Genomic DNA, 14,452 nt, shown 5'->3' on the forward strand with positions numbered 1-14,452 from the left:
ACTAGTTAGCGTTTTCAATCATTTCCTGTTCCATCAGTGGAAGTCCTGAGAACCTGAAATATACCTGTGCTGTTGCAAAAACATCTTTTTCACAATAGCTGACAATGCGCTGAAGATTATCATCTGAATAGTACACTTCAGCAACCATACTGCCATCAATATCATCTTTTGGTGTAGGAATCCCAAGCACGGTTGTAAGCAGATTCAAAGATGTATAGTGTTTAAAATCACCAAACTTCCATAGTTCGAGTGTATCTATAAACTGGACTTCCCACGGCTTTTTCCCTGCTATATTCAGTACATCCGGTAAAGATATCCCGTTTATAATCATTCGTCTGCAAATGTATGGCACATCGAATTCTTTAATATTGTGTCCACAAAGCTGTTTCTCAGGAGAACTCCATTTATTAAGCATTCCTGCAAAATCATTTAACAATACCTTTTCGTCATCACCGGCAAAGGATTTCAACCTAAACCGTTTTGTTCCACCGGATTCGGTCATAATTCCTACGGAAATGCAAATTATTTTACCAAATTCTGAAAATATACCACCTTCCAGACTGAATGCTTTAGCTGCATCAACCGATTCATCATATCTGTCCGGATTTCTGGATTTGAACTGTTCAAATTTTAATGACCATAATTTTGCATGACTTTCGGATAAATCACTGAGTTTTTGAGCAAGTGGAACAGTTTCTATGTCAAGAAAAAGGATATGTTCAGGTTTTATTTTCAAAGCCATACTGGTTAATGTTGGATTAAAAATACTAAAAAATGGTGAATTCAAAAACAGTCAGAACGGATAAACCGTATAAATACTACTTTGCCTGTAACCTTAAATGTCAGTTTTTAAGTGAAATATATTTTGAAGGCATGTGCTGATAGTTATCTTCAACGGGAAACTTATTTATTCTGTTCAGTTCCCTGTCAGTAAATGATGCCATTTTAAAAGGAAAATCCGGGCCAACCCAGGCACTTGTGTTGCATAAGATTACATACGATATTCCATCAGGTCTTCTTTTTAAAACACAGGATGTTCCGGCAAAACTTCCTGTTCTAAGCCAGTACCCATGCCTGTTTGTAGTTCTCCATCCAAGAGGAGAATAGCCAATGGCTTTTGGTGTTGCCATGGTTTCAAGGCTTTTTTCCGATAATATATCTGCAGGAAATCCGAAACCATCAATTGCCAGTAAAAGTTTCATTAAATCGGTTGATGATGCTATCCAGCCTCCGGCGGCCTCCAGTGCCTTTAAGTTATTTCCTCCGTTACTTTTGGAAACAAGCTCTCCTGATCCGTCGCAGTCCTGAATTTTTATAGCACCCGGCTGTTCGTAATAATTAACTTCAAGATTTTCTTTTGTGTCCCTGTAGTTACCAGCAAGTTTCATGTCAAAAATTCCAAGTGGATAAAGTATTTTAGCTTTGACATATAATTCATAGTCCACACCTGATGCTGCCTCAATTACCTTTCCTAATATGACAAATCCCAGATTCGAATAGTAAGATGCCTCACCGGGTCTGAAATGTAGACGCTTTTTAAGCATAATGGCAATGATGTCCTCACTTGATAGAGGTTCTTTATAGCCATTTCTTTTTGCAAGGCTATGTTGTTCAAATAAAGGATCACCATAACGTGTCGTCCATCCACCACTGTGTTCCAGTAAATGCCGAACTGTAATTTCCTCTACCTTTTTATCTCTGTATTTGTCATATGGTGCCATATTCAGGATTCCTTGCGGACCAAAAACTTTATCTTCCAGTGTAATCTCACCATCTTCAACAAGTTTCATAATTGCCGTAGCGGTGATGAGCTTGGATACACTTGCAATCCTGAATAGGTTATAAGGTTCCACATTCTTATTATTGTCAACATCAGACAGACCGAAGCCTTTGGCATAAATCAGTTTTCCGTCTTTGGCAACAGCAACGGATGCTCCTTTAATGTTCCAGAATGAAAGAAAGCGGTTAAAGCGTGAATCAAAATGATCGAATGATTTAAAATCGGATTGGTAGTTATAAAAGTGATCAGAGTGGGGTGGTTCAAATTTTCTTGGAATTTCGCTACCTATTGAATCATGGTTTGGTGCCACAAACAGCAGTTGCAGAATCATTAATAACGCAAGTATTTTAAAAAACCTCCTCATTGTGTTATAACCCCTCAAAAATAAAAAATTCAATTGCCTCTGAAAACAAAAATTAATAGAATGTTAATAAATTATGTGTTTTGATGAATCCATTGCGGCTCAATAATCTTAATTCCGTTTAACGGTTCTTTTGCAAGTTTTATTATAGCATCAGCAACCTGTGTGTCTTTCACAGGTTTGTATTTTAACATTCTCCCTTTCAGAACCGGCATTATTACTTTCATAACAAATGCAGCCATCGATTCTCCAAATCTGAATTCATCCCTTTTTCCTAATAATAACGATGGTCTGATAATTACCCTGGCAGGGATATTTACCGTTTGAACCACATCTTCCATTTGTCCTTTTACCTTCAGATAAAAATTACCGGATGCAGCATTGGCGCCATATGAGCTGATAACAATAATTTTTTCATAGTTTTCAGATTCAGCTAACCTGGCAAGTCTGGTGACATAACCATAATCTACTTTACGAAATGCATCTTTGGAACCGGCTTTTTTACGCGTAGTACCCAGACAAATGACCAGAATATCTGCTTTGGGAAGATGGTGAATCGTATTAAAATCACTAACGATTTCGGTTACTTCGGGCATTGTCGTTATGCTTTGATAACGCACTAAAGTATTAATTTTATTGAAAAAACTATCAGCTGTAACTTTACGTAATAATGCTTTACCTACCAAACCTGTTGATCCGGCAATAACTACTGATTTATTCATCAAAGGTACCCTTAAGAAATTATCTAATATTAAATATCTGTTCTGTTGACAATAACACCTTAGTGTATCACGTATTAATTAATATTAAATTATTATTAAATAAACAAATAAATTACAAATCAATTCCGGGTTTTAATTTCTGAAATACCTGAAGAATGTTAAGTTTCAGAAAATTATTATATACCACAATTCCACTGGATGTTCAAATTTAAGAATTTATCTGTAAATATATATATGACAGACTGAAAACCTGAATTATAAAAAGTACAGGGTTATGGGGTGTAAAATATTCTGTTAAACATATTTCTGTATTGGATCAAGAACTGCCGCAAATTTTGTGCCCGGAAATACGGGAGTCAGTGGGACTGTACTTTTGTCAAAAAATTTGTGAAGATTTCCTGACTTGTCGAACAACATTTTCCAGTAACCATCTGAACCTATATTTTTTCTGATCCGGAGGGTAAGTAATCCCATTGTAAACCGTGGATTTATTTCAACACACGGATGCAGGAGCAGATGACCTGACTGTTCTATGATCATGGCATCAACTCCCAAAAAACCTTCGTAATTTTTGAAATATTTCCTGATTGCTGCTGCCATAATTTTAATTCCACCGTTTTCAATAAATAATTCCGTTATTTTATTGATTGTGTTTTCAGGATGATTATCCAAAAAACACCCACTAAACTGTCCGTTGCTGTTGGTATCGAAATAAACAGTCCCCAGATATTCTGGCTCCATATTATTTTTTAACTTAAAGTGAAATGAAAGATCGGCGATTTTATGGTGGAGATTTTCTGCCATAACAAACTCCTGTTTCTCCAGGATACTGTTTATCCATGCTATATTGGAATTATTAAGGTGGTGTTTGCGTAGCATTTGCAATCCTCTTCCGGAACTACTGAAGGGAGCTTTTATTACCAGCTTCCCGTTTTCAGAGAGTAAGTATTGAACATCGCTTGTCCTAAAGCACTGAGTGGCTTTTAGCATAGCGAATTCCCCGACACCCCTGGTGCTTTCATTGCAGATCTGCTCAAGGACTTTAGCTGAGGTCATTCTGCTGTAATATGTCTTATACTGTTGGTCCCAGGTGTAAAACGCTGATTGTTTAAAATTGTCCTTAAGCAAAGGAAAAACCGATTCAAGTGTTTTATAGACTACAGGGCTCCATCCCCAGGGGACAAGTTCGTCGAATTTTCTGCCGGAATCAATCAGTTGATTCATCGTCATAAATTCAGGCAGATCAGGTTTTATAGAACGGATTTTATCCAAAAAACTTTCATTTGGATGTTGGTGAATCAGGACTACGTCACTTTTACCGGCAAAGTACAACATTACAGAAGCCATATCCCTTTCGAATGATTGCAATAATGCGGGTGGCTGGTAGCTGAAAATGCCATTTGCAACAGCCATTTCTGCTGTAGGATTAAAATAGTAAATGCCGGATCCCATAACTTTACTGGTACTTATGACTTCTTTGAGTGCACTTCTCAGCGTATAACCTGAAAGAGTGAATTGGGATCAAAAGTAAAAAAATGGGCAGAATTATTAAAATTTGCGAAACATAGCATGTGTTTTTGTGTTCAATATGAAAAAGGGCAGAATGTTTGGTAAAAGAAAAGTGGATAAATTAAGGATTTACTATTCCTCAAAGCAGTGGGATAAATTGTTTCGTCTGTCCGAAAAATTGAAACGCTCGTATAATTTTGAGACAAAGGCTGAAGCTTTGAGATATGGAGGATTGGGTAATTATAAACGTCGCCATTATGACAGGGCTATCAGTGATTTTAGAGCGTTGACAGAGTTGGTCAATTTTCGTTCAGACTGGTTTAATCTGACCATGGCTTATGTGCAGAACGGAGACATTGAAAACAGTGAAAAAGCATTTGCAAGGGTTTATGCCTCGCCTCCAATTCCCGGTTATATGCATCAGATTTCCATTCCTTTGATGTTGCAACTGTATGCTTCCGTTTTGGCCAAACAAAATGCATGGGAGGAAGCACTACTACGGATTACGGAAATAAAACAAATGTTTATTGCGGCGAATACCGATGATGAACAGAAACTGTTAAATGCTGGTCTCCCGCCGGTTAAATCATTTTTTCAACTTGCTTCATTAATTCTTAAAAATTACCCTGATAAGAAACCTGTCATTTGGTTCGGTGAAATAAAACGACTGAAGCCACTTTTTGAAGATATGCTATAATCCGCTATTTTTGAGAAAAAATTTGCATGGTTAAAACCGGAATTGTGACCAAAAATACGGGTAGCTGGTACCTGGTCCAGACAGAGACAGAAAGTCTTGAGTGCCGTATAAAAGGAAAATTCAGGCTTAAGGGCATCAGAAGTACAAATCCTGTGGCTGTAGGAGACAGGGTAGATGTTGATCCTGAAAATAACACAATTATTGCCATTCACGACCGTAAGAACTACCTTGTTAGAAAAGCTACCAATCTTTCAAAACAGACGCATATTATTGCTGCAAATATCGATCAGGCGGTATTGGTTGCAACGGTCAGTCATCCGGTAACTACAACTGTTTTTATCGACAGGTTCTTATCCACTGCTGAAGCGTATGATATACCCGCTAAACTGATTTTCAATAAAACTGATTTATATAACGACAAAGAAACAGATACACTGGCAGAATGGTTAGCCATATATTCTGAAATAGGATATGAATGCTTTTTTACTTCGGTTGTTAAAAACAGAAATATTGATAAAGTTGCGGCCTTACTTTCCGGTAAAGTATCACTTTTATCCGGTCACAGTGGAGTTGGAAAATCGTCATTAATTAATGCCATTGATCCTGATTTAAAACTGAAGACTCAGGAAATATCGGATGCGCATCATTCGGGGAAACATACCACGACTTTTTCTGAAATGCATGCCTTAAAGCTTGGCGGTTACATTATTGACACACCCGGCATTCGCGGTTTTGGAACGATTGATTTTGAGCGTAATGAAATATACCATTTCTTTCCAGAGATCTTTAAAGTAGCTGCAAAGTGTAAATATCATAACTGTATTCATGTTGAAGAACCCGGATGTGCGGTGAAAGAAGCGGTGGAAGAAGGGGAGATTAGTTATTCCAGGTACGTGAGTTACCTGAATATACTTGAGGATCCGGATGACAATAAATACAGGGTTTAACCGTTGAAAATTATTAAACACTTCTGAAATGAAGACGATATATGATACTAAAACCCGTCTGAAATTATTCCTGATGGTTTTTGCAGGCCTTATTGTGGTAGCTTCCATGATCTTCTCCAATCTACTTGCCAAAAGGTTATCCATTGAAGAACGAAAAAAAATGGAGCTTACCGCTGAAGCTTATAAGATGCTTTCAGAAACGGATGAAACGGTTAATTTAAGCCTTATCCTAACCGTTTTACAGAATAATACCACTATTCCATTGATTATTATTTATCACGATACCATCTCTACATTTGCTAATATCAGAATTCCGGAAAATGTAAATCAGGAAGAGTTTCTGAAGAAAAGAGCAGTGCAGTTTGCTGAAAAGAAGGAGCCAATTCAATTGGAGACCCAGACTGAAACCGGTCTTTTTGAGTTGACACTTTATTATAATGATTCAATTTTATTGAAGCAGTTGCAATACTATCCGTATGTACAGCTAGGCCTTATTGCATTCTTTTTTGTGATGGCGTACCTGGCATTTTCGTTTTCTAAAAAGGCAGAGGAGAATCAGGTGTGGGTAGGACTTTCAAAAGAAACAGCGCATCAGTTGGGTACTCCTTTATCTTCGCTTATGGCCTGGACCGAATTAATGAAGACAGGAAGCTTTAACCCGGAGATGATCCCGGAGATGGAAAAGGATCTGAACCGGTTGAATATGGTGACAGAGCGGTTTTCTAAAATCGGATCAATGCCTTCGCTTGAACAACATAACTATACCATTCTGCTATTGGATGCTCTGGCCTATATGAGAAGCCGTACCACGAAAAAAATTAATATAATAAGTGAAATTGACCAGAGTGCGTTTATACCGGTAGAAGTGAACCGACCATTGTTTGAATGGGTCATTGAGAATATCATTAAAAATGCTATTGATGCCACAACAGGTGTGGGTGAAATTTCAATTGTAATGAAGCAAAAGGAAGATATTGTTATTACCGATTTTACGGATAATGGTAAAGGAATTCCCAAAAAGAGATTCAAAACCATATTTAATCCGGGCTTTACAACGAAAAAAAGAGGATGGGGGCTTGGATTATCACTGACAAAGCGTATTGTGGAAAACTATCACCATGGAAAAATCTTCGTGAAATGGTCGGAACTGGATAAGGGAACAACAATACGGGTGATATTGCCAATACTTAAATCCTGATGCTGAGCGGTAAATTTCAACTATTTAAGCAAAAAAGAAACTATTTTTTTATTTGTTGATGTTATTTTTATAATTTTGCAGGGTTTTTAAACAGGGGACTTGAAGAGGCTGGAAGAATATATTATCCCTCTAAAGGGTTTGGAAAGCGGAAAACAGGAGTTAACGTTCCATGTTGAGAAGACGTTCATTGAGTGTTTTGATGATGACGAAATTTCGGATTCAGATGTTGATGTAATACTGTTTATTACAAAAACAACACGGACATTTGAGTTGCACTTTAAATTAAAAGGAACAGTTCATGTACCGTGTGACCGGTGTCTGGATGAAATGGATTTAAAAATTAAGGGAGAATTTAACCTTTACCTGAAATATGGAGAAGAATTCAATGAAATTGACGATGAAGTGATAATCATACCACGGGAAGAAGGATTTTTTGATCTTTCATCGTATGTGTATGAATTTGTTAAACTGAGCATTCCGATTTCCAAATTTCATAAAAAAGGAGAATGTAATGCCGAAATGTTATCTCGGATCATCAAAACGAAAAAAGAAAAAAAACAGGATATTGATCCCCGTTGGGAAGCTTTAAAGAAATTAGGTAATAACAATTAAATAAATTTGGAAAAATGGCACATCCAAAACACAAAACATCGAAGACAAGAAGGGATAAAAGAAGAACGCATTACAAAGCTGAGATGCCAACTTTAGCAGTATGCCCTAATTGTGGCGCATCACATGTTTATCACACCGTGTGTGGTGAATGTGGTTACTACAGAGGTAGACTGGCTGTTGAGAAAGCAGTTGATATGTAGTATTAAGGCTATATAGCATATGCCCTAACTCCGTTTAGGGCTTTTTTTATTTCATGGCAAACACTTTTATTTCAAGATGAGTAATTTAAAAGCAATTATCACAGGCATCGAAACCTATCTGCCCGAATACCGTCTGACAAATGATGAGATAAGTCAAATGGTTGATACCACTGATGAATGGATTATGACCAGGGTAGGTATTAAGGAAAGACGAATTCTTAAAGATAAAGATAAAGGATCTGCCTTTATGGGGGCCGAGGCCATAAAAAAGCTTTTAAAGAAAACGAATACAAAACCTGAAGAAATAGAACTGGTTGTTTGTGCAACTACAACGCCGGATCACCCGTTCCCGTCTACAGCATCCACAATTCTGGATATGGCGGGATTAACGAGTGCTTACGGTTTTGATATCATGGCAGCATGTTCAGGATTTTTATTTGGACTTGATACTGCAACACAGTATATCGTATCAGGTAAGCATAAAAAAGTTATCCTGGTTGGATCCGATAAAATGTCGGCCATTACAAATTATAAGGATAGAACTACATGTCCGTTATTTGGTGATGCAGCCGGGGCTATTTTACTGGAACCTTCAACTGAAGAAGGAATTGGTATACTGGATACGGATTTACATGTGGATGGAAGCGGATTGAAGCATCTGCAAATGAAAGCAGGCGGTTCGGTACGTCCGGCATCACACGAAACGGTGGATAATGATGAGCATTACGTTTACCAGGAAGGACGGCATGTCTTTAAACATGCGGTTTCGAATATGGCTGAAGTTTCTGTAAACATGATGAAAAAACACAATATCAAATCAGAAGAACTGACATGGCTTGTGCCTCATCAGGCAAATATGCGTATTATAGAAGCTACTGCCTATCATATGGGAATTAATAAGGATCAGGTAATGATTAATATTGAAAAGTATGGTAACACTACTTCTGCCACATTGCCATTATGCTTGTGGGAATGGGAAAAGCAACTCAAAAAGGGTGATAAAATAATCCTGGCAACGTTTGGTGCAGGTTTTACGTGGGGAGCCGGTTACCTGGTCTGGGCTTATGATGGTGATAAAGTGAAATAGATGATCGTATAAAATATTACAGTAAAGGGCAGCCATTGGGTTGCCCTTTGTTTTTTCAGGATAAATACAACATTTTAGTGGTGTCCGATTTCTCCTTCTTTAAAAAGGTTCTCTCTTAATTCCTCATCCCAGCCATCCATGTTTCGCCGTAACCATTCCAATGTCATACAGGCATGTTCCATTTCTTCTTCCATATTGTGCTTCAGGATATTTTTCAGTGATTTATCCTTTTCCACATCATAGCGTTGATTATACCAGTCAACTGCTTCAATTTCTTCTTTTAAACTGTTCAATGCACGGGTTAACGATCTTGCTTTTTCACTTAGAGATTCAGCGGGTTCGTGATAATCACTCATTTTTTAGCCTCCTTTTTTATTGGGTTTAATATAATTTTATAAATAAAAGCCATTGATATTAATATTATTAGGCTCTTAAAAATAACAAATTAACCAGGCACAAAAAAGTATATATGTCATTTTTACATGACAGTAGCTTATTTTTTTAAAAATTTATGAAGAACATCTATTAAAACCGGCTCTTTTATAGGTTTTGAAAGATATTCATTACAACCTGCTCCAATGCTCCTTTCTCTGTCACTTTCAAATGCATAAGCTGTCTGTGCAATTACCGGTATATTAATCTGTTTTTCACGGATTAACCTGGTTGCTGTCAGGCCGTCCATTACGGGCATCAGAATATCCATAAGTACAAGATTTATCGTTGGATCATTCAATATTAATTTTATGGCTTCTTCACCACTTTCAGCACGACTTACTTTCAGATTATAGTTAGACAGAATCTCACTGAGATAACTGAACGAAATGAAGTCATCTTCTGCAATTAAAATGTGTTCTCCATTAAATGCAAGCGGCAGAGCCGTTTCCTTTTTTGAAGTTACCTCAGCTTCTTTCTCCACTTTATTGTTGGGAATGCTAAAACTGAATGTAGAACCACTTCCCGGAACGGATGTAAGATGCATATGGCCTCCTAATAACTCTACATAAGCTTTTGCGATAGACAAACCAAGGCCGGTGCCACCATATATTTTTTCGGTTGATCCGGATGCCTGTCTGAAACGTTCAAAAATAATCTCCTGATCCTTCTCCGATATACCAATACCTGTATCCTGTACATAAAATACAATTTCATTCCCGTTCTCTTCAAAACCAAATTCAACCTTCCCTTCGTGTGTGAATTTCAGAGCATTATTAATAAGGTTCAACAGGATTTGTCGTAGACGGACTATATCAGAAAGTACATAAAAATTTTCCTCAGGAATCTTAGCATCAAGTATGATGTTTCCCTCTTTCTGTTTTAATTTCATTTGCGGTTCAAATATGCCATATACTTCCTGAAGCAGTTCAGTCAGGTTTGTTTCATCAATTGTAGTCCTGATCTCTCCTGCGTCTATTTTGGAAATGTCAATTATGTCGTTGATCAGTTCCAGAAGATGGTCTCCGCTGGAAATAATATATTCCGAATATTTTCGGATTTCTTCCTGATTCAGGTCTTTATCATGCAGAAAAGATGCAAAGCCAACGATAGCATTCATTGGGGTCCTGATTTCGTGGCTCATATTTGCAAGAAAGGCTGATTTTAAACGATCACTTTCTTCTGCTTTTTCCTTGGCTATTAGCAATTCTTTTTCAGAATTTTTGCGATCGGTGATATCCTGATGAGTTCCAAACATCCATTCAGGTTTTCCTTCGCTTGTTCTGGTAACTACCTTGCCTTTATCCAAGATCCATATCCAGTTTCCGTTTTTATGTTTCATTCTGCATTCCTGTTCATAGAATTCATCCTTACCATCAAAATGCCGTTGAATGCTCTCCTCACTTTTCTCAACATCATCAGGATGAACAAAATGGTTCCAGGTTTTTATGGAAACAGGCATAAGTTCATCAAGTGTATATCCAATTATATTTGCCCATCGTTCGTTGAACACTGTTTCGCCGGTTTGAACATTCCATTCCCATGTACCTATATTGGTTCCTGCAATTACGTGTTGTAACCTTTCTTTTTGGTTTTTTATTTCTTTTTGGGCACTTCTTGTTTCAGTAATGTCTCTCACGAGTTCAACGACGGATGTAATTTTACCTGTAGCAGGGTCAGTTAAAGGCAGGGCTGATATTTCATATAAATTATCAATATTCCCATACAAGCCTCTAATTTCATTTACCGAAATTTTACCACTCCTGAAAGCCTCCGTGCAAACGCAAGACTTACAAGGTTTATTCTTGTTTTTGTAAACATCATAACATTTTCGGCCTATAACTTCATCATTTTCATTCCATTTCCTGATTTTATCATTGGCACTGATAATGGTAAAATCAGGTAATACAACCGAAATCCCATCCTGAATGGCATTAATTACACTCATGTAAAAAAAACGGAGTTCTTTATTTCTCTTAAGTTCAGTTTCGCGTGCTGCTTCAGCCTTGATCCTGTCCAGTGCAATCCCAACAATATTTACATAGGTCTTAACCTCTTCAGTATTTTCAAGGTCCTTGTTTTTATCATAAAATAATAAAAAGTCTCCTAAAACAGTATTTTCGTGCCTGATCTGAACTGAATAGATATTACCAAGCCCCAGCATTTTATTAACCGACTTATATAACACGGGAGGAATCTGACCGTCAACAAGTTCATCCATTGAAACTTTTTTCAGATTTTCACCACTTACAATTTCAGCCAGTTTGCCAGGGGTAATATTCCATTGCTTGTTTTGCAATGAATATCCAAATTTATTATATACCTTGTTTATTTGGTCTGTTAAGCCGCAGACTGCTTTATGCTCTATTTTTGTCTGATCATCAGAATATAAATTGAATATGGCATATTTAGCTCCCGATAGTTTAAGAAGGTTTTCTGTAATTTCTTTGTAGTTTATTGTCCTGTTATTTATGGACAGCATGCTGCGGGATAATTCTAATATGAGTGCGTCATTTTCAAGTTGTTGTTTATCTTTCGTGATATCTGTAAAGTAAGTTACAAAATATTCTTTTTCAGGGGAAAATGCACTGACTCTGTACCACTTATTCAAAATTACAGAATACTGTTCAAATTCTTTGGATGTCTGATTGATCGCTATATCGCCATAGAATCTGATCCAGTCAAATTTATCGTTGGCGATACCAGGTAAAACTTGTGTAACAGTTTTGCCAATAATTTTTTTGGCAGACATGCCAGTCAGTTCTTCAAATTTCTTATTAACCTCAATAAATTGATAATCAACGGGATTATTATGTTTGTCCAGAATTATTCTGTGTGTTGCATAACCAAAAGGAGCCCTGGAAAAATCAGATGCAAATATCTTTTCGTTCATCAGATATATAAATTTATAGCACATTAATGACATTAATACCAAACCATAACTCTCCTAACTGGCACTAATCTAAACACATAAATATGAGTTAAAATTTAGTTAACGTTAAACATAAAAATAAAAAAGGATATTTCAAATTAGCAGGTATAATTCAGCCTCAGTCTATATAGTATAATTGACAGGCTATATTGCCTGTATGATGAAAATTATGTTGTGGGTAAATTCAGGCTTAAAATGCATAAAATTACTGTGGAGGATAGAGAATACAGGCATACTTTAAGAAAAGAATGGAGTTGATATGAATATTGACGTTTATTTTGACTGCTCTTTATTTTCAAGAAGTTCCTTGAATTTAATATTGCGGAAATCAAATATTTTCATCAGTGTACGTCTGACAAATAATAGGTGTGCAAGATGTCCTAAAATGCCGAAAGGGAGCTGGTAATGTACTTTGTCAATTATTTTTACCCCATCGTCAACTTCCTCCAATGCATGATAATGATACCATAACTTATAAGGACCCACACGTTGCTCATCCACAAAGGTAAAAGGTTCCCGGATGTGTTTAATTTCAGTGAGCCAGTCGGTAATTCCTAAAACCGGAATTTTGACCCTGTAGGCTATTGTAAGCCCATTAAACATTTTATCAGGCAGATCCGAAACGATTCTGAAATCCATATCTGCCGGAGTAATCAGATTCAGATTTTCCGGGTTACGTATAAATTCCCATGCTTCTTCAAGAGACGTTTTTACGACAACGGATTTGTTTATGGTATGAAAACGCATTGTTAACAGATTATTTGATACATAAACCTGTATATGGTATAAAAAGTTCTGAATTTTATTAATTTTAGTACTTTATAAATCTGTGGAACATTAAGTTAAACCATTTGGGAATGAGTGCATCACCGGATTATAAAGGAAAGAGAGTTGATCTGTTTTGGTTTTCGGGAACAGGAAATGCAAAAAGAGTTTCTGGATGGGTTTCAGATGTTGCTTCTCAAAAGGGATTTGAGGTAATTCAACATAATCTTGGTTCATCGGAACGGCACATAATTCCAGGCATTGAACCTGGTTCTTACATCGGGTTTATTTCGCCGACACATGGATTTAATTATCCACCACTGATGGTAAAATACATTTTCAGATTTCCCCGTAATCCAGGCGACTGTCATGTATTTTTGATGAACACGAGAGCGGGCGTTATGCTAAATCGGTGGTTTCTACCCGGTGTGAGTGGAATTGCCCTGTTGCTTGCTGCATTGGTGCTATGGCTTAAGGGGTATAAAATAGCAGGCATGCGTTCCATTGATTTACCATCAAACTGGATATCCCTGCATCCGGGTCTCCGGGAAAAAGCTATATTGAAAATTCATCACCGTTGTGAAAAAAAAACAGAAGATTTTGCACACAAGATACTGAAAGGCAGAAAGGTGTACAGGTCCTTGCTCGATCTTCCGGTTGATCTGATTCTAACTCCGGTCGCTTTGGCATATTATTTTGTAGGAAGGTTTTTTATTGCCAAAACCTTTGTGGCTACAAAAGGTTGTGATAATTGCGGATTGTGTTATAAAAATTGTCCGGTTAATGCCATAAAATTAGTTAATAACCGGCCATTCTGGACTGTGAAATGTGAGAGTTGTATGCAATGCATGAATGCCTGTCCAAAACGGGCCATTGAAACTGCTCACGGAATGGTAGTTGGTGTAATTACGCTCACTAATACGGCTGTGGTTACACTGCTGCTTGGTTTGTTACAGCGGATTGGGATAACTTTACCGGGATTTATTACCGAAAACGGAACCATTTGGTTTCTGGTTCTTTCTGCTTTGTATATGGCAGTGATTATATTCACATATCGTGTTGTTCATTTTTTACAGCGTTTTAAGTGGTTCGATATAATCATTGAATATACCTCATTAACCAGACTAAAACTTTGGAATCGATATCAGCCTGGAAAAATTCTTCGTAAAAATCAGTTTTAAATGCAACGCTTTTTGTCTTAATTTACACA

The 14,452-nt window shown here is 37.0% G+C and carries 14 protein-coding genes; 7 read left to right on the forward strand and 7 right to left on the reverse strand.

The annotated features are described in order from the left end of the window. Nucleotide 1: 1 nt before the first annotated feature. The 4 genes from ACE01N_RS18050 to ACE01N_RS18065 form a co-directional block, all read right to left on the reverse strand. A complete protein-coding gene (locus ACE01N_RS18050; RefSeq protein ID WP_380592029.1) occupies nucleotides 2–742 on the reverse strand; it encodes a 3'-5' exonuclease in 741 nt (246 codons plus the stop codon). Nucleotides 743–842: 100 nt separating this feature from the next. Next, nucleotides 843–2,111 carry a serine hydrolase domain-containing protein gene (locus ACE01N_RS18055; protein ID WP_380592031.1) on the reverse strand — a complete coding sequence of 423 codons (1,269 nt, stop codon included), beginning with the start codon at nucleotides 2,109–2,111 and terminating at the stop codon, nucleotides 843–845. A gap of 104 nt (nucleotides 2,112–2,215) precedes the next feature. Next, a complete protein-coding gene (locus tag ACE01N_RS18060; protein WP_380592033.1) occupies nucleotides 2,216–2,863 on the reverse strand; it encodes a Rossmann-fold NAD(P)-binding domain-containing protein in 648 nt (215 codons plus the stop codon). Nucleotides 2,864–3,157: 294 nt separating this feature from the next. Beyond that, the gene (locus ACE01N_RS18065) at nucleotides 3,158–4,315 is read right to left on the reverse strand and encodes a hypothetical protein (protein ID WP_380592034.1); all 1,158 of its coding nucleotides are present in this window, start codon (nucleotides 4,313–4,315) and stop codon (nucleotides 3,158–3,160) included. Between the two features lie 151 nt (nucleotides 4,316–4,466). On the opposite strand from ACE01N_RS18065, the gene ACE01N_RS18070 reads away from it, so the two are divergent. The 6 genes from ACE01N_RS18070 to ACE01N_RS18095 all read left to right on the forward strand — a co-directional run bounded on the left by ACE01N_RS18070 (nucleotide 4,467) and on the right by ACE01N_RS18095 (nucleotide 9,113). After that, on the forward strand, nucleotides 4,467–5,069 hold the full coding sequence (locus tag ACE01N_RS18070) for a hypothetical protein (protein WP_375727115.1): 603 nt from the start codon (nucleotides 4,467–4,469) through the stop codon (nucleotides 5,067–5,069). Nucleotides 5,070–5,113: 44 nt separating this feature from the next. Then, complete coding sequence (gene rsgA, locus ACE01N_RS18075) at nucleotides 5,114–6,016, forward strand: ribosome small subunit-dependent GTPase A (protein ID WP_380592036.1); 903 nt, start codon at nucleotides 5,114–5,116, stop codon at nucleotides 6,014–6,016. Between the two features lie 28 nt (nucleotides 6,017–6,044). Further along, complete coding sequence (locus tag ACE01N_RS18080) at nucleotides 6,045–7,214, forward strand: sensor histidine kinase (protein ID WP_380592038.1); 1,170 nt, start codon at nucleotides 6,045–6,047, stop codon at nucleotides 7,212–7,214. Between the two features lie 99 nt (nucleotides 7,215–7,313). After that, on the forward strand, nucleotides 7,314–7,826 hold the full coding sequence (locus tag ACE01N_RS18085) for a YceD family protein (protein WP_380592040.1): 513 nt from the start codon (nucleotides 7,314–7,316) through the stop codon (nucleotides 7,824–7,826). Between the two features lie 14 nt (nucleotides 7,827–7,840). Continuing rightward, complete coding sequence (gene rpmF / locus ACE01N_RS18090) at nucleotides 7,841–8,026, forward strand: 50S ribosomal protein L32 (RefSeq protein ID WP_375727119.1); 186 nt, start codon at nucleotides 7,841–7,843, stop codon at nucleotides 8,024–8,026. Between the two features lie 76 nt (nucleotides 8,027–8,102). Continuing rightward, the gene (locus ACE01N_RS18095; protein WP_380592043.1) at nucleotides 8,103–9,113 is read left to right on the forward strand and encodes a beta-ketoacyl-ACP synthase III; all 1,011 of its coding nucleotides are present in this window, start codon (nucleotides 8,103–8,105) and stop codon (nucleotides 9,111–9,113) included. Nucleotides 9,114–9,187: 74 nt separating this feature from the next. Here the strand turns inward: ACE01N_RS18095 and ACE01N_RS18100 are convergent, their stop codons facing one another. The 3 genes from ACE01N_RS18100 to ACE01N_RS18110 all read right to left on the reverse strand — a co-directional run bounded on the left by ACE01N_RS18100 (nucleotide 9,188) and on the right by ACE01N_RS18110 (nucleotide 13,224). Further along, the gene (locus tag ACE01N_RS18100; RefSeq protein WP_380592045.1) at nucleotides 9,188–9,469 is read right to left on the reverse strand and encodes an encapsulin-associated ferritin-like protein; all 282 of its coding nucleotides are present in this window, start codon (nucleotides 9,467–9,469) and stop codon (nucleotides 9,188–9,190) included. Nucleotides 9,470–9,606: 137 nt separating this feature from the next. Next, on the reverse strand, nucleotides 9,607–12,438 hold the full coding sequence (locus ACE01N_RS18105) for an ATP-binding protein (RefSeq protein WP_380592047.1): 2,832 nt from the start codon (nucleotides 12,436–12,438) through the stop codon (nucleotides 9,607–9,609). 312 nt (nucleotides 12,439–12,750) lie between these two features. Then, the gene (locus ACE01N_RS18110) at nucleotides 12,751–13,224 is read right to left on the reverse strand and encodes an SRPBCC family protein (protein WP_380592049.1); all 474 of its coding nucleotides are present in this window, start codon (nucleotides 13,222–13,224) and stop codon (nucleotides 12,751–12,753) included. 110 nt (nucleotides 13,225–13,334) lie between these two features. Between ACE01N_RS18110 and ACE01N_RS18115 the strand changes: the two genes are divergently transcribed. Beyond that, a complete protein-coding gene (locus ACE01N_RS18115) occupies nucleotides 13,335–14,423 on the forward strand; it encodes an EFR1 family ferrodoxin (protein ID WP_380592051.1) in 1,089 nt (362 codons plus the stop codon). The last annotated feature ends 29 nt before the right edge of the window (nucleotides 14,424–14,452 follow it).

Origin of the sequence: Quyinboa ferrireducens (assembly GCF_042436675.1) — a bacterium.
GTDB lineage: Bacteria > Bacteroidota > Bacteroidia > Bacteroidales > UBA5342 > JBHJHP01.